The following is an 18,622-nucleotide window of genomic DNA, read 5'->3' as shown; positions in this document are numbered from 1 at the left end:
GTGAATGAAGATGATGGTGGTGTAACATACACACCATCATCTTCTTTTAATGATCAGTACATGCATGTAGCAGAAAATACATATCAATTCAATTATAGTGAGGCTTACCAAAAACTAAAGCAGGTGGTAGCGCATACGCCCTTGCAATACAATCAAATTTTATCTAACCAATACAACTGCCAGGTATATTTGAAGCGGGAAGATTTACAAATAGTTCGCTCGTATAAATTACGCGGTGCATATAATTTGTTAAGCAGCCTATCATCTGAACAATTAAAGAAAGGAGTGGTTTGCGCCAGTGCAGGCAACCACGCACAGGGCTTTGCGTATAGTTGTAAATACTTGGGCATCAAGGGCATTGTGTTTATGCCCATTATAACACCAAAACAAAAAATTCATCAAACAAAAATGTTTGGTGAAGATGCTATTGAAATAAAATTAACAGGCGATACTTTTGACGATTGTTCCCATACAGCACAACAATTCACCCTCAAAAATGAAATGACATTTATTCCTCCATTTGATGACCGGAAAGTAATTGAAGGACAGGCCACTGTTGGTATTGAAATCTTGGAATCCTTATCAAATATTGATTATTTATTCATCCCTGTAGGCGGTGGCGGATTAGCAGCCGGAGTGGGTAGTTATTTTAAACAATATGCCCCCAATACGCAATTAATTGGCGTAGAGCCCGAAGGAGCGCCTTCTATGCTAAAAGCTTTTGAGGCCGGCCGACCTGTAATGCTGGAACAAATTGACCGTTTTGTTGATGGCGCAGCCGTTAAAAAAGTAGGCAACCTTACCTACCCTATTTGTAAAGAAACACTTACAAATATTTGTTTGGTACCCGAAGGAAAAGTGTGTACTACCATATTAAACCTCTACAACCAAAATGCCATTGTAGCAGAACCTGCCGGTGCATTAAGCATTGCCGCATTAGATCAGTATGCAGAACAAATTGCAGGTAAAAAAGTAGTTTGTATTGTAAGTGGCGGTAATAATGATATTGACAGAATGCCTGAAATTAAAGAACGCTCATTACAATATGAAGGCATTAAACATTATTTTCTTATTCAATTTGCACAAAGGCCTGGTGCCCTTAGAGAATTTTTAAACAAAGTATTAGGGCCAAGTGATGATATTACCCGCTTCGAGTACATGCAAAAAACCAATAAAGAAACAGGCCCTGCATTGGTAGGAATTGAATTAACTGACCGTAATGATTATGGCCCCCTTTTAACCAGAATGCAAACCAATAACATCGATTTTACTGAAATTAATAAACAGGATACGCTTTACAGCTATCTCATCTAAATTTTTGCTTAAAAACTTAGATTTTTTATACAAATTTTTCTAAAAATTGAATATATTTGAACGATTGTTGCCATTATATAAAAACAATTTAAATAACAATGGTAAATTCTAACAAAAAAATGGCTGAAACTATCGGTTTATACAACCCAGCTTTTGAGCATGATGCATGTGGCATTGGCTTCGTTGCCAATATTAAGGGAAACAAATCGCACCAAAATGTATTGGATGCCTTAACCATTTTAGAAAATATGGAGCACCGGGGTGCCTGTGGTTGTGAAAACAATACGGGTGACGGTGCCGGTATTATGATACAATTACCCCATGAATTTTTCTTTGAAGAATGTGTAAAACTTGGCGTACATCTTCCATCTTTTGGAAAATATGGTGTAGGCATGATCTTGTTTCCAAAAGATATTCGCTTAAAAGAAGAATGCAGAGATATTTTTAATCGTGCAGCCGAAACATTGGGGTTAGAAGTATTGGCTTATCGTAAAGTACCGGTTAATCCCGCTAATATTGGATCTACTGCACTTTCAGTTGAACCCGAAATGGAACAGGTATTTATTGCCTGCCCTGATCATATCAATCATCCCGATGCTTTTGAAAGAAAATTATTTGTTTTAAGAAATTATGCTTCGCATACTATTCAAGATACAGTAAAAAAAGATACCATTGGTTTTTATATCGCTTCCTTATCTTACAAAACCATTGTATATAAAGGCCAGTTAACCAGTATGCAGGTTCGGAATTATTTCCCCGATTTAGTAAACAAAAAAGTAGTCAGCGCATTTGGTTTGGTGCATTCTCGTTTTGCTACCAATACTTTTCCTTCCTGGAAATTGGCACAACCCTTTCGATACATTGCACACAATGGAGAAATTAATACCCTCCAGGGTAATTTAAACTGGCTAAAAACCAGTGAAAAAGGCTTTACTACGCCTTATTTTACCAAAGAAGAAATGGATATGCTGTTGCCCATAGTAACAGAAAATCAGTCAGACTCAGCATGTTTAGATAATATGATTGAATTACTCACCCTTTCCGGTCGTTCACTACCCCATGTAATGATGATGTTGATTCCGGAAGCATGGGATGGCAACGAACAAATGGATCCGGTAAAAAAAGCATTCTACGAATTTCATGCTGCTTTTCAGGAACCATGGGATGGTCCGGCCTCTATTTCTTTTACAGATGGTAAAATTATTGGGGCCACTTTAGATAGAAACGGACTGCGTCCGTCCAGGTATTGTGTTACCAAAGATGATCGTGTTATCATGGCATCTGAAACAGGGGTATTGCCGGTAGCACCCGATTTGATTATTGAAAAAGGCCGCCTGCAACCGGGTAAAATGTTTGTGGTAGATATGGAACAGGGAAGAATTATTAGTGATGAAGAATTAAAGAACGAAATATGTTCTAAAAAACCTTATGCAGAGTGGTTAAACAAATATAAAATAAGATTAGAAGAATTACCGGAACCAAGAGTAACGTTTAGCCATTTGCATCACGATCAGGTTTTTAAATACCAAAAAGCATTTGGTTATTCAACCGAAGATTTGGAAACCATTATTGCGCCTATGGCTTTAGATGGAAAAGAACCCATTGGCTCAATGGGAACAGATACGCCTTTGGCTGTATTAAGCAACCAACCACAACACCTAAGCCATTATTTTAAACAACTATTTGCACAGGTTACCAATCCACCCATCGATCCCATACGCGAAAAAATGGTGATGAGCCTGGCAACTTTTGCAGGAAATAATGGAAATATTTTGGTAGAAGATCCATTAGATTGCCATAGTGTAGCTTTAAAACATCCCATACTCAACAATCACGAATTAGAAAAAATAAGAAGTATTGATACAGGTATTTTCCAGGCTAAAACCCTACAAACCTATTTTCGTGCCGATGCTAAACCGGGTTCATTGCAAAAGGGTATTGACCGGCTTTGTCGCTATGCGGTAGATGCAGTGGAAGATGGCTTTGAGGTATTGATTCTTTCAGACCGTGCCATTGATAGTGAACATGCTCCTATACCATCTCTGTTAGCCACTGCTGCAGTGCACCATCATCTCATCAGAAAAGGTTATCGTGGACAGGTAGGTATTATTGTTGAAGCCGGTGATGTATGGGAAGTGCATCATTTTGCCTGCTTAATTGGATTTGGTGCCACAGCCATTAATCCTTATCTGGCGCTTTCTACCATTCGGGATATGAAAATTGATGGTTATTTGCAAACCAAATTGGATGTTGATCAACTCAAAAAAAATTATATAAAAGCTGTGTGCGATGGGTTGTTAAAAGTTTTCTCTAAAATGGGTATTTCTACCCTGCAATCTTATCAGGGAGCGCAAATATTTGAAATAGTAGGCTTGAACAAATCGGTAGTAGATAAATATTTTACCGGAGCCACTTCGCGTATTCAAGGTATGGGGCTCGATGAAATTGCCCGTGAAGCTTTGGCCAAACACAACCTCGCTTTCAGTAAAAAAGATATTCCGGTACAACGGTTAGCCGTTGGTGGACAATACCAATGGAAAAGAAAGGGAGAAGAACATTTATTCAACCCACAAACCATTCATTTGTTGCAATATGCTACCAGAATGAATGACTACAATACCTATAAAAAATATTCAAAACTAATTAACGAACAAGGCTTAAAAGCTTGCACCATCCGCAGTTTGTTAGATTTTAAAAGAACCCGTGAACCAATTTCAATTGATGAAGTAGAACCCGCAGAAAATATCTATAAACGCTTTGCTACTGGTGCCATGAGTTTTGGTTCTATTTCACATGAAGCACATAGCACATTGGCCATTGCCATGAACAGACTGGGCGGAAAAAGTAATACGGGCGAAGGTGGTGAAGATGAATTGAGGTATGAAAAATTGCCCAATGGCGATAGTATGCGCAGTGCCATTAAACAAGTGGCTTCTGCCCGTTTTGGAGTTACCAGTTTGTACCTTTCAGAAGCCGATGAATTGCAAATTAAAATGGCACAAGGTGCTAAACCCGGTGAAGGTGGTCAACTACCCGGACATAAGGTTGATGAATGGATAGGCAAGGTTCGGCACGCTACACCGGGTGTAGGGTTAATTTCTCCCCCACCCCATCATGATATTTATTCCATTGAAGATTTGGCGCAATTAATTTACGATTTAAAAAATGCCAATAGAAAAGCCAGAATTAGTGTAAAATTAGTTGCCAAAGCAGGTGTTGGAACCATTGCCGCCGGTGTAGCAAAAGCAAAAGCTGATGTTATTTTAATTTCAGGATATGATGGCGGAACCGGCGCTTCTCCGTTAAGTTCAATTAAACATGCCGGATTACCTTGGGAACTTGGTTTAGCAGAAGCGCACCAAACCTTGGTAAAAAATAAATTACGCAGTAGGGTTGTATTACAGGCAGATGGACAAATGAAAACCGGAAGAGATATTGCTATTGCTACTTTAATGGGTGCTGAAGAATGGGGCGCCGCTACTGCAGCATTGGTTGTAGAAGGTTGTATAATGATGCGTAAATGCCATTTAAACACCTGCCCGGTAGGTGTTGCCACACAAGATCCTGAATTAAGAAAACGCTTTACCGGCGATCCTGAACATGTAATACATTTTTTTCAATTTGTAGTGCAGGAGCTCAGAGAAATTATGGCAGAACTTGGTTTTAGAACCATCAATGAAATGGTAGGAAAAGTAGATAACTTAACCGTACGTGAAAATCTAAAACATTGGAAATACAGTAAACTAGACCTTTCGCCTATTTTGTATAAAGAAGAAGCATCTCCTTATGTAGGATTATACCATCAGGAAGAGCAGGATCATGGATTAGAAGGTGTATTAGACTGGAAATTATTGGAAGCAGCAAAACCTGCCATTGAAAGTGGCAAAAAAGTAAAAGCCGATTTCCCCATTAAAAATACCGATAGAACAGTTGGGGCAATACTTTCCAATGAGATTACAAAAATTTATCGTTCAAAAGGACTGCCAACAGATACCATTCATTTCAATTTTACCGGCACAGCAGGCCAAAGTTTTGGAGCCTTCAATACCAATGGCATTACGCTTGAGTTAGAAGGCGATGCCAATGATTATTTTGGTAAAGGTTTAAGTGGTGCCAAACTCATTGTATATCCATCCAAAAACGCTTCTTATATTCCTGAAAACAATATCATTATTGGCAATGTTGCCTTCTATGGTGCTACTTCAGGCGAAGCCTACATTAGGGGGAAAGCCGGCGAACGTTTTGCCGTACGTAATTCGGGTGTTGTAGCTGTTACAGAAGGCGTGGGCGATCATGGCTGCGAATATATGACCGGCGGTAAAGTGGTTATTTTAGGAAATACCGGAAGAAACTTTGCAGCGGGTATGAGTGGTGGCATTGCATACATATATGATGTAAACAACAATTTTAAACAGAATTGTAATACCGAAATGGTTGATTTAGATCCGCTTGATGAAGCAGACAGTAAGGATTTACAGCAATTAATACAGGCGCATTACAATTATACCGGCAGCACGGTGGCCCGTTTTGTAATGGATGATTTTGATAACCAGTTGAAAAATTTCATCAAGGTATTTCCGAAAGATTATAAAAAAGTGCTGAAAGAAAAAAGCGCAAAAACTGTTAAGCAATCTAAGTAAGCATTTGAACATTGTACAAGAGCAATAACAATTATTTTTAAAAGAAATGATTATGGGTAAACCAACAGGATTTATAGAATTTCAAAGAGAAACTCCCAAAAAAAGACCGGTTGAAGAGCGGTTAAAAGATTATAAAGAATTTGTACTTCCCTTTACTGAGGAACAACTCAATCATCAGTCAGCCCGTTGCATGAATTGTGGCGTACCTTTTTGCCACAATGGCTGCCCCTTGGGTAATGTTATTCCCGAATTCAATGATGCAGTGTATGATGGTAATTGGAAGGAGGCCTATGACATCCTCATCTCTACCAATAATTTTCCGGAATTTACAGGTCGCATTTGCCCCGCTCCTTGTGAAAGTGCCTGCGTTTTAGGTATTAATCAGCCTGCAGTTACCATTGAAGAAATTGAAAAACATATCATTGAAATTGCCTTTGATAAAGGCTTTGTTCAACCCCAAAAACCCAATGTATACACCGGTAAAAAAGTGGCTGTAATTGGCTCGGGACCAGCAGGTTTAGCTGCTGCTGCACAATTAAACTATGCAGGCCATGCAGTAACCATATTTGAAAGAGATGATGCGCCAGGTGGATTGCTGCGTTATGGAATACCCGATTTTAAATTAGAGAAATCTGTGGTGGATAGAAGAATTCAATTAATGGAACAAGAAGGTGTTGTATTTAAATGCAATGCCAATGTTGGCGTAAATGTTAGCATTAATGATTTACTGCGAGAATTCAATGCTATTGTATTGGCGGGGGGATCAACTTTTCCAAGAGATTTGAACATACCCGGCAGGGAATTAAATGGCGTATATTTTGCCATGCAATTTTTAAAACAAAACAATAAAAGAGTGGCCGGTAAAAAACCAACTGTTGATGAAAACTTCTGTATAGAAAGTAATATGCTATCGCATGAATTAATGGCCACAAGCAAAAATGTTGTCATCATAGGCGGTGGTGATACTGGAAGTGATTGTGTAGGTACCTCTAACCGGCACAAAGCTAAATCAGTTACACAATTTGAATTATTACCCAAACCACCGGAAAGCAGAACCCCTTATATGCCTTGGCCTACATATCCAATGGTATTAAAAACCACTACTTCACATGAAGAAGGAGCTGACAGAAAATGGGCAATTGCAACTAAAGCTTTTTTAGGTGATGAAAACGGCAACCTGAAAGCCATTAAAGTGGTGGATTTGGAATGGACTATTACAAATGATGGAAAGCCGGCAAGGTTTATTGAAAAAGAAGGTAGTGAAAGAGATATGCCTTGCGAATTGGCATTATTGGCCATGGGTTTTGTTCATCCTGAACACAGTGGGTTAATAGAAGAACTTGGCGTTGAATTAGATGAAAGGGGCAATGTAAAAGCCACTGAAAAAAACTATCAAACCAATATTGCCAAAATATTTACAGCCGGCGATATGCGAAGAGGCCAATCGCTGGTAGTATGGGCCATTAGTGAAGGCAGAGAATGTGCCAGAAAGGTAGATGAATTTTTGATGGGCAGTTCAATTTTAGAAACAAAAGATGAATCTTTATTGGCTGTAATTTAAATTAATTAAATTTTAATACTTTTTAATTAGTCACCCATTTGGGTGACTTTTTTATTTATACCATCATAAAAAATTGAAAATCAGTTATTTATAGTAACCAATACTATTTTGTCAAAATTATATATACAAATTACAATAATTTACATTTGATATTTTTATTTGTTTTTATAATTTTTTTGCTATTTTAGCAAAATAAATTTCATATTTTTATAAAATTTAAATTTAAATCTGTATCATGGTAAAAAAAGTATCCTTTAGAGCAATTGCCCCTTTTACTTTACTTGGCATTGTTGCAATCGCAGCTTTATTTATCCCTTCATTACCAGATTTTACGGATACCAAAGGTCAATACAATACCGCAGATATTGCCTGGATATTGGTGGCAACGGCATTGGTATTTTTAATGACTCCCGGATTAGCCTTCTTTTACGGCGGTATGGTGCATAGAAAAAATGTACTTTCTACTATGATAAAAAGTGTAGTAGCCGCAGGTATTGTTAGCATTCTTTGGGTGGTTGTAGGGTATAGCTTGGCATTTGGTGATTCCATTGGAGGATTCATTGGTAACCCAGCTACGCACTTTTTTTTTAAAGGTGTAGCTTCAGGGGCTCCCTGGATAGGTGCCCCCACCATTCCGCTTACTTTATTTGCCTTATTTCAATTAATGTTTGCCATTATAACACCCGGTTTGGTGGTAGGCGCTGTAGCGGAACGCATTCGATTTACTGCATATATATTGTTCATTGCATTGTTTAGTTTATTAGTTTATGCTCCTATTGCTCACTGGACATGGCACCCAGATGGCTTCCTGGCAAAAATGGGTGTTCTGGATTTTGCAGGTGGAACTGTAGTGCATATTTCAGCAGGTTGCGCTGCCTTAGCCGGTGCATTGGTATTAAAACGAAGAAAAGCTCATATAGAGCAAAGAGAAATTCCTCCGGCTAATATACCTTATGTTTTAATTGGCACAGGTTTGCTTTGGTTTGGTTGGTTTGGTTTTAATGCCGGCTCTGCAATGGCAGCTAATGCTTTGGCTGTATCGGCCTTTGCTACTACCAGTATTGCTGCCGCTGCCGCTGGTTGTTCATGGATGTTTTTTGATGCTGTAAAAGGTAAAAAACCCTCTGTACTCGGCTTTTGTATTGGCGCAGTGGTTGGACTTGTTGCCATTACTCCTGCATCCGGCTTCATTGGTATACCTCAAAGTATTTTTGTAGGAGCAATTGCAGCCGTCATTTCTAACATCGCGGTTCATTATAAATCAAAGTCTACACTCGATGATACATTAGATGTTTTCCCCTGCCATGGTTTAGGGGGTATGGTGGGCATGTTATTAACCGGTTTATTAGCTACAAAAACGGTAAATGCCGCCGGTAATAATGGTTGGTTATATGGTAATACCAGCTTATTCTTTATTCAATTAAAAGCAATGCTTATTGTGGTAGCATATAGTTTCACGATGTCGTTTGCCATATTCAAATTTATCAATTTCATTTTACCATTAAGGGTAAGTTCAGCTGAAGAAGAAGTAGGATTAGACAAATCACAACACGACGAAAAGTACGTTCAGGGAACAATTTTATTAGAAGAGATTGGCGAAAACGAAGAAGGCTCCATCATTCAAAAGGAAATTATTATGCATGCATCATAACACAAAAAAGGTACAGCAGGTAACAAACTTCTGACCAAGCCTATTTGCTGTACCCTTTTATTAACAAAAAACCAACCACAATGTTAAAGAAAATCTGCCAACTAACTGCAATAAGTTTTGCAGCAGTCACTTCTATTGAGGCCCAAACGGACTCTACAAAAAAAATAGAAAGTAACACCACATTTACTTACGCAATTGATGCTTATTACAGAACTGATTTCACTGACCCCTCCTCCGACGCTAAATCGAACAATTTTACCAGTTTTACCGATTCAAAAAATTCGTTTGAATTAGGGATGGCCTCTGTTAGGGTTGACCACTCCTTTGGAAAAGTAGGTGCAACTGCCGATTTAGGCTTTGGAAAAAGAGCCGAAAATTACTCTTACAATGATGTAGGCACCATGGCTGCTATTAAACAGTTATTTTTAACCTATACGCCTGTTAAAGGTGTTACCTTAACAGCAGGCAAATTTGGTACTTTTATCGGCTATGAAGTATTAGATGCTTATGCCAACAGAAACTATAGCATGAGTTATGGATTTTCTTATGGTCCCTTCTTTCACACAGGTATTAAAGCTGATATTGCATTGGGCGGTAAAACAGCCATAATGGTGGGTATTGCCAATCCTACCGACTTCTCCACAACAACTTCGGGTCGTAAAGTTGCCATAGCCCAATTGAGTACCGGAACAAAAGATGATAAATTTAAAGCAATCCTTAATTTTCACGGAGGGACTGACTTTAATCAGTTCGATTTGGTATTGAATGCAAATTTGAGCAGTAAGTTCAGTTTAGATTACGATGGCACCATTAAAACAGTGAAAGTTGCCGGCAATAGTAACAGTTGGTCAAGCAATGTGCTGTATATAAATTATGATGCCACAAAAACTGTTGGCTTTACCTTAAGAGAGGAATATTTTGATGACAAAAAAAATGTAGCAGGTGTTGGTGCCGGAATTATTGCAACCACGCTATCCGGTAACATTCACATCAATAATCTCACCCTCATTCCCGAAGTAAGAATAGATAATGCGCAATCTGCCATTTTCTCAAAAAGCAGCCTCAATTCATATAGTAAAAGCGATGTTAGCTGCTTATTGGCTGCTGTTTATAAGTTTTAAAAAATTACCAACCAAAACTATTTAATCATATTAAACCCTACAACTATGTTTTCTTCTACAATTAGCTATTTAAAACAAATTAGGAAAGCAAGACCTACCGAAAATTCAGTGGTTTATCATCTTACCAGAAAAGAAAAAATGAGATTAGCATTAACCGTTTTTTCAGGAAAAATTTTTGGAGTAATTGCTGTTGTAATCTTTATAAAAAGTTTACCGGGTATATTTGCTACTACGGCATTTGCAACTGAAACTTTTACCCCTCACGAAATAACTACATTCAATTCCATAAATACAGTATGGACACTTGTTGCAGCTTTTTTAGTTTTTGGAATGCAGGCAGGTTTTGTTATGCTGGAAGCGGGTTTTGCAAGATCAAAAGAAACTGTAAACGTTCTTTTGGAGTGTATTTTTGATACAGCAATTTGTGGTATTCTTTTCTGGGCAATTGGATATGCTTTCATGTTTAGCCATGGAAATGGTTTTATTGGAACACATTGGTTCTTCTTGTCCGGAGCTCCGGCAACTTATGAAACGACTGGTATTCCAATTTTGGCACATTGGATTTTTCAATTCGCATTTGCTGATACAACTTCTACCATTACATCTGGTGCAATGATTGGAAGAACAAGTTTCAGAGGTGATATATTATATAGCATAGGTGTAACGGGTTTCATTTATCCCATAATAGGGCATTGGGCATGGGGCCCTGATGGCTGGTTGGCTTTAATGGGTAGTGAAGGGCATTTTTTCCCATCTTTAGGCCAAGGATTTAGAGATTTTGCCGGATCTACTGTTGTGCATACAATTGGCGGTGTAATATCTTTAGCAGGTGCCTTAGTTTTAGGGCCTCGTATTGGAAGAATCTTTACCAGAGATGATAAAGAAAAAGGCGGATTACCACCAGCCCATAATCTACCATTAGCAACTGTTGGTGCTTTTATACTTTGGTTTGGCTGGTATGGTTTTAATCCTGGCAGTACGCTTTCCGCAATAGATGCAGATGGAATTGGAAGAATCGCTGCTAATACAACGCTTGCAGCTTGTGCCGCTTCTTTAACAGCAATGATTCTGCCGCTGTGGTTCGGCCCTAACAAGGGTAAGTTTGATTTAGCTTTTACAGTCAATGGATTATTAGCTGGCCTTGTTGCAATAACCTGTCCTTGTTACTGGGTTTCCCCATTTGGTGCTATTTTAATAGGACTTATTGCAGGAGTAGTAGTATACTATGGAACGCTTTTATTGGAATTTTTAAGAATTGACGATCCGGTAGGTGCGGTTCCGGTGCATGGAATAGCAGGCATATGGGGCACATTATCTTTGGGACTTTTTGCCTGTGGTCAATTTGGCGCAACCGGTCCAACAGGTGCAGATAATTCTTCTCCGGTAAAGGGCTTATTTTATGGTGGAGGTTTAAACGTTTTGAAAGCACAATTTATAGGTAGTGCTGTGATTACTTTATCTACCTTTTTAATTGCATTAATATTGATGTGGGTTGTAAATAAATTGCCATATCCCTGGAAACTCCGTGTTGAACCAGAAGCTGAATATGGTGATGGACTTGATAAATTTGAACATGGGGTGTCAGCATATCATTTTCAAGAGTAATATACAATCTGGGGTGGTATAAACAATGGATAAGGGGCATTTTGCCCCTTTCCCTTTATACTTAAATATAATTTAGTTTATATACTATTTATTTTCTTAAAATCAATGCTATACTTAATTAAGAATGATTACATACATGGGTGTATTTGTATTAATGTTAAAACCCAGCACACTTAAAAAAAAGGAAACTTCCATTTATTTTAACAAACTTTTGAATTGTAACCAGTACAACAAAACGTTACTGCAATTCCAATCTCTATTTTTGACAGACAATAATGATATAAAATCATATAAATTGATGAGTTTGACTTAATCCACCTTTCTTATTTTAAGCAGAATTTCGTCCGGCATTAATAATACCAAAGGAACAACGCATTGCCAATTTTTCGTAAGTATTTTTTAATGATTCTTGTGAAGAATATGCTTCCAGCTCTCGAACTTTCGTAATAGCATATTGTTGAATGGTTACCAACGGTAAAACAATGCGTTCCCGCATTTGAATAGACATTTGATCAACAGGATAATCTGCCATTAAGCCAGATTTGTTGTTTAAAAGCAGTATATATTTTTTTGTGAGTTCATATTCACTATAAACCATATTCCAAATTTCACCATACTTTTCATCATTTGCTAAAAATGCGGTTAATGGAAAGAAACATTTTTGCATGGCCATCTCACAATTATCAATTAAAGTTTTGAAAAATAATGAATGCTGGTATAATGCTTTAATGGCGTCCCATTTCCCTTGATGCTCTGCAGCTTGCAAAGCGGTTCCAACGCCATAATAGCCGGTAACATTTTGTTTTATTTGACTCCACGAGCCTACAAAAGGTATGGCACGCAAATCATTCAAAGTTAATTTACTGGAGCCGCCTCTTTTGGTAGGCCTGCTTCCTATATTGGTTTCTGAATATAATTTAAGCGGACTAACATGCACCAGATAATCAATAAAATAAGGATGATTTTTTAATTGTAAATAAGCCTGATAACTGGTTTCAGCAATTGCTTCCATTAATTGTTCTTCCATTTTTTCTAATGTTATTTTATTATTAGAAAAAATTTCATTCGACATGCCGGCATGTATTAATTGCTCAATATTGTATTGTGCTGAATCGATCGTACCAAAATTAGAACTAACGGTTTGGCCTTGAATGGTTAACTGTATTTCTTTGTTGGAAATATTGCTGCCCATTGATGCATAGAATTGATGGGTTTTACCACCGCCTCTGGCAGGAGGGCCGCCACGTCCATCAAAAAACACTACATCAATTCCGTATTGTTTTGAGATATCGGTTAATGCCTCTTTCGTTTTATAAATACTCCAGTTAGCCATTAAATAACCGCCATCTTTTGTTCCGTCTGAAAAGCCCAGCATGATGGTTTGCTTATTATGCCTTTTTTGAAGATGTGAACGATAGGTATTTTGCTGATACAATGTTTCCATAATCGCAGCAGCATTTTTTAAATCATCAATGGTTTCAAATAGTGGAACAATATCAATTGTTAAATTTTCTTTCTTCCACCCCATTAACAAAAACATACCAAAAACTTCCATTACATTAATGGCACTAAAGCAATGGCTAATAATATATCGGTTACAACCCGCCTCGCCGTTTAAATGCTGTATATCACGAATTGCAGCAATAATATCTAATGTATCTTTTTGTACGGGATCTTTCAAAACTCCTGAATCAATTGTAGTTTCAATAGCAGCCAGCATGTTTAATTTTTCAGCATCACTTGATGCAGCATAATCTTTGGGCAAGACATTGGTATCATGAATAAGAAAGTCAAAAATTTTGGCATGAATACTGCTATCCTGCCTAATATCTAATGTTGCAAAATGCAACCCAAACAATTCAACTTTATTAATGAATGATTCAACCAGATTTACAAAAAGATGATTGTGCTCATAAATGAGTTGATACCTTATTTTTTCAAGTGCTTGTAGAATTTCATTTTTGGTTAAATCAAATTCATGCTCTGGAACAAATAAATTATCGTACAATCTTTTTTCCAAATTAGTTAAAGCTACATCTACCCCTTTAAAAGTTAAACGCCGCTTTAACTTTCTAACTTCACTGAAATAGGAACGAATAATACTTTCTCGTAGCACATTGGCTACCTTTAAACTGATATCACGAGTAACAAACGGATTACCATCTCTATCACCACCCGGCCAAAAACCCATTCTAATGATAGCATGATGCTCACTTAATAAATCAGGTACATTTTCTTTAATATAAGTAATAATGCGGCCTGCAGCATGATAAAATACATTTTCAAGATACCATATTAAACTAACTGCTTCATCGAAGGGAGTAGGTTTTTGTTGTTGAAAAAAAGGAGTTCTTCCTAATTGTTGCAAATAAGTATATATCTGTTTTTCATTATTGGTATTGATGGCAGAAGAAAGATCATGAATAATGCCCAATACAGCACCCCTGTAAAATTGAGTAGGATGCGCAGTGAGCACTAACTGAATACTAAAATCATTGATACGTTTTTTCAAAGTATCCATCATCTGCTTTTGATCTGCTTCTAACAGTAATTGTTTTACCGTTCCTTTGCCCTGCATATCATTTACTTCCTTAAAAGCTGCATCTTCTAAGGCATCAAACAATACTACCTGTCTTTCAATATATTGAACAAACCTAAAAAGCAAATCAATTTTTTCTTGCTCAGAATTTAAATTGGTTTGTTTATTAAAAAATTCCTGAATAATTTCTAACGGTCCTTGCTTTTTTTTATATCCTTCTTCACAATTTAATAAAAGCAATGAAACCAAAATACCGGTTTTCTCAATTCGGTGAAAAGGTAATGATGTGAACAAACTATTGTATAACTGAAACTTAATAGCCACCTGGCTTTGAAATACGGATAAATTAGCTGACGCAGACATGATAGTATAAAAATTTTAGATTAAAAAAGTGACAGGCCATCGTTTCGGGCTTGAAAATTAATAAATATTTTGGTAGTATAATTAAATTTTATTTACCTTAGCATTAAAATCAGTAAAAAAAAAGCAATCAAAATTGATTTTTATATAGCAATGATTAACTCCATCATTTACATATTTTCTACCACCACTACTACTACCCTGTAAAGGGTAACATTATTTTATATTACACATTGGGCATTTTCGCTGTTTTCTTCAAAAAGAATTTATTTTAACAAAGTTAATGCGAGTGGGCAAATTGAAATGTCTATTTTAAAAATAATTATTATATAAAATAATTTAAATTTATGAAGGTTTTAAAATTTGGCGGTTCCTCTGTTGCAAATGCAGAGAATATAAAAAAAGTAGCTGAGATAGTAGCTGATAAAAAATATGAACAATCCATTATTGTAGTTTCAGCATTGGGTGGTGTTACAGATGCATTAATACAAACAGGCACTTCTGCGGCCAAAGGCGATGATAACTACAAACAATTGTTACTAAATTTAGAAACCCGGCATTTAGAAACCGTTAAAAACTTATTACCTGTAACTATACAGAGCAGTTGCTTAAGCAACGTAAAACAAAAATTTAATGAATTAGAAGATATATGTGAAGGCGTATTCCGATTAGGTGAATTATCTAAAAGAACCATGGATAGAATTGTAAGTTATGGAGAATTGCTTTCATCCACTATCATTTCTCATTATTTGAATGCCATTCAAATTAACAACGAATGGCTGGATAGCAGAAAATTAATTACCACCAACAGCCAATTCGGATTTGCACAGGTTATTTTTCCGCTAACCAATAAAAATATACAGGATTGGATTGCACACTCGTCCTCAAAGAAATTTGTTTCCCCCGGCTTTATTGCTGCCAATCAGGAGGGTTTAACTACTACACTGGGACGAGGTGGCTCAGATTATACTGCAGCAATTTTTGCAGCAGCCATACAATCAGAATCATTAGAAATTTGGACCGATGTTACCGGAATGATGACAGCCGATCCGAGATGGGTTTCAAATGCAAAAACCATTCCTTCCACTTCTTACAGAGAGGCCATGGAATTATCACATTTTGGAGCAAAAGTTATTTATCCGCCTACAATACAACCGGCAATGCAACAACTTATTCCAATATGGATTAAAAATACTTTTCAACCACAGCAGCCAGGTACCGTTATTGAAAACATTTCAGCACAAAAAAATGAAATTATTACAGGAATATCCAGTATCAATACCATTAGTCTGCTCAGCTTAGAAGGCAGCGGCATGGTAGGTATTCCCGGTTTTTCAAAACACTTGTTCGAAGCATTATCTTCAGCAGGAATTAATGTTATACTGATAACACAAAGTTCTTCTGAACATTCTATTTGTGTGGCAGTAAACAGCGCAGATGCAAATATGGCTAAACACATTGTAGATGAGCATTTTGCCAATGAAATTGCTTCGGGGAAAGTAGATCCTTTGAAAGTTGAACATGAATTATCAATTATTGCATTAGTTGGCGATAAAATGAAAAGCCACCCGGGGATTGCCGGAAAAATGTTTGCAGCACTGGGCAGAAATGGTGTAAACATCAGGGCAATTGCGCAAGGCTCATCAGAAAGAAATATTTCTGCTGTAGTTGCTTTTAAAGATGTAAAAAAAGCAGTCAATGTTTTACATGAGGCATTTTTCGAATCGAGTTACAAACAACTGAACCTTTTTATTATAGGTTCCGGAAATGTAGGTAGTAAATTATTGGAACAAATTAAACAACAACAAGAATATTTACTGCATCATTTGAATTTGCAAATCAGAATTACCGGTATTGGCAATAGCAGGCACATGCTTTTTAATGATGATGGCATTCAACTCAACAATTGGAATCAATTATTACAAGAAGCGCCACCCATGAAATTGAGTGGGTTTATTGAAACCATTTTGTTAAAGAACTTACGTAACAGTGTTGTTGTAGATGTTACTGCCAATCATCAGGTGGCAGATACCTATGCCGAATTATTATCCCACTCTATAGCTATTGTTGCATGCAATAAAATTGCAGCCTCTTCTGCCTATAAAAATTATATAAAGTTGAAACAATTAGCCAAGGAGTTTAATGTTCCCTACTTCTTTGAAACCAATGTAGGTGCAGGATTGCCGGTGATAGGAACATTAAATGATTTAATTAGAAGCGGCGATAGTATTCATAAAATTCAGGCTGTATTGTCAGGTACATTAAATTATGTTTTTAACAATTATAATGCTACTGAAACGTTTGCAACAGTTGTAAAACAAGCACAAAAAGAAGGTTATACTGAACCCGATCCAAGGTTAGATTTAGGTGGTACAGATGTAATGCGTAAAATAATGATATTGGCCAGAGAAGCGGGAACTGCTATAGAAATGGAAGATGTAACCAATCATTCTTTTTTACCGCCATCTTGTATGCAGGGAACTGTAGACGACTTTTATGTGGAATTAGAAAAACATGAAGCACATTTTAAAGAATTATACTTAAAGGCTACCGCAAACAACTGTAAGCTAAAATTTGTAGCTGAGTATGTAAATGGAAAAGCCGAGGTAGGATTAAAGCAGATACCTGCTGATTCTGATTTTTATCATTTATACGGAAAAGATAATATCGTATTGTTTTATACACAGAGATATCCGGAACAACCCCTAGTAATAAAAGGGGCCGGTGCAGGTGCCGATGTAACTGCATCAGGAGTTTTTGCGGATATTATTCGGGTGGTTCATTAATGATGAATACCTATAAAGTGTTCATAAGCTTTCTGTTCACTTAAAGCAATATTTTTAAAAAGCAAAAAAGAAATTGTGCAAATAAAACAACAAAGCATTACCGTTAGTAGTCCTGCAACTGTTGCCAATATAGTATGCGGCTTTGATATTCTGGGTTTTGCAATCAATCAACCTGAGGATTTCTATACCTTAACTATTAGCGATACCAAAGGTGTTACAATAATAAATGAAGATAATTTTAACCTACCACTTAAAGCGGAAGAAAATGTTGCCGGAGCTGCACTTTTAGCATTTTTAGAAGCAGTACCTGAAATAAATGGATTTACATTGATTAGTAAAAAACAAATTAAACCCGGCAGTGGAATAGGTTCCAGCGCAGCCAGTGCAGCAGGTGTAGTGGTTGCAGCCAACTTTTTATTAAATAATTATTTTAACAAATTAGACCTGGTTCGTTTTGCCATGTTTGGTGAAAAAGTGGCCAGTGGGGTAAAACACGCCGATAATATTGCACCGGCAATTTATGGTGGCGTTACACTCATCCGTTCTATTTTTCCATTAGATATTATTCCCATAACAGCTCCCGATTTATATGTAACCGTTGTTCATCCTCAAATTGAGGTGAGAACAGCCGATGCCCGTCAAATTTTAAAACAAAATGTTTTACTAAAAGATGCTATCAAACAGTGGGGTAACATTGCAGGTTTGGTAGCAGGTTTTATTCAACACGATTATGAATTAATTGCAAGAAGCTTAGAAGATGTAATCATTGAACCGGTAAGAAGCATATTAATTCCAGGATTTTATGAAATAAAGAACAAATGTAAAGAAGTGGGTGCTTTAGGTGGCGGTATTTCAGGTTCAGGCCCTTCTATTTTTATGCTAAGCAAAACCAAAGACATAGCCATTGCAGTTGAAAATATTATGAAAGAGGTATACTATGCTATTGGTTTAGATTACTATACCCATGTAACCACTATTAATCAGCAAGGTGTAAAAATCATCAATTAAGATATGTATATATAATTTATTTATAACAAATAAGTAT

The 18,622-nt window shown here is 36.8% G+C and carries 9 protein-coding genes; 8 read left to right on the top strand and 1 reads right to left on the bottom strand.

From position 1 onward, the window contains the following. From ilvA to EO766_RS02695, 6 genes are all read left to right on the top strand, one after another. Positions 1 to 1,314: a threonine ammonia-lyase gene (ilvA, locus tag EO766_RS02720; protein ID WP_287100662.1), complete on the top strand. Its 1,314-nt coding sequence runs from the start codon at positions 1 to 3 to the stop codon at positions 1,312 to 1,314. Positions 1,315 to 1,433: 119 nt separating this feature from the next. Beyond that, on the top strand, positions 1,434 to 5,954 hold the full coding sequence (gene gltB / locus EO766_RS02715; RefSeq protein ID WP_074419989.1) for a glutamate synthase large subunit: 4,521 nt from the start codon (positions 1,434 to 1,436) through the stop codon (positions 5,952 to 5,954). A gap of 52 nt (positions 5,955 to 6,006) precedes the next feature. Next, positions 6,007 to 7,515, top strand: a complete 1,509-nt coding sequence (locus EO766_RS02710) for a glutamate synthase subunit beta (RefSeq protein ID WP_074421048.1) — start codon at positions 6,007 to 6,009, stop codon at positions 7,513 to 7,515. Positions 7,516 to 7,750: 235 nt separating this feature from the next. After that, a complete protein-coding gene (locus EO766_RS02705) occupies positions 7,751 to 9,166 on the top strand; it encodes an ammonium transporter (RefSeq protein ID WP_074420462.1) in 1,416 nt (471 codons plus the stop codon). Positions 9,167 to 9,246: 80 nt separating this feature from the next. Continuing rightward, complete coding sequence (locus EO766_RS02700) at positions 9,247 to 10,287, top strand: outer membrane beta-barrel protein (protein ID WP_074420461.1); 1,041 nt, start codon at positions 9,247 to 9,249, stop codon at positions 10,285 to 10,287. Between the two features lie 45 nt (positions 10,288 to 10,332). Beyond that, positions 10,333 to 11,892, top strand: coding sequence for an ammonium transporter (locus tag EO766_RS02695; RefSeq protein WP_081301329.1), 1,560 nt, complete (start codon positions 10,333 to 10,335; stop codon positions 11,890 to 11,892). Between the two features lie 328 nt (positions 11,893 to 12,220). Here the strand turns inward: EO766_RS02695 and EO766_RS02690 are convergent, their stop codons facing one another. Beyond that, positions 12,221 to 14,794, bottom strand: a complete 2,574-nt coding sequence (locus EO766_RS02690) for a phosphoenolpyruvate carboxylase (protein WP_218331210.1) — start codon at positions 14,792 to 14,794, stop codon at positions 12,221 to 12,223. Positions 14,795 to 15,138: 344 nt separating this feature from the next. Between EO766_RS02690 and thrA the strand changes: the two genes are divergently transcribed. Next, positions 15,139 to 17,577, top strand: coding sequence for a bifunctional aspartate kinase/homoserine dehydrogenase I (thrA, locus tag EO766_RS02685; protein ID WP_287100661.1), 2,439 nt, complete (start codon positions 15,139 to 15,141; stop codon positions 17,575 to 17,577). 75 nt (positions 17,578 to 17,652) lie between these two features. After that, on the top strand, positions 17,653 to 18,585 hold the full coding sequence (locus EO766_RS02680; RefSeq protein WP_287100660.1) for a homoserine kinase: 933 nt from the start codon (positions 17,653 to 17,655) through the stop codon (positions 18,583 to 18,585). The last annotated feature ends 37 nt before the right edge of the window (positions 18,586 to 18,622 follow it).

This window comes from Hydrotalea sp. AMD (genome assembly GCF_004100315.1).
In the GTDB taxonomy this organism is placed as follows: Bacteria; Bacteroidota; Bacteroidia; order Chitinophagales; family Chitinophagaceae; genus Hydrotalea; species Hydrotalea flava.
Note: the sequence above shows the minus strand (reverse complement) of the source record. Positions and strands in the feature narration are given on the sequence as shown.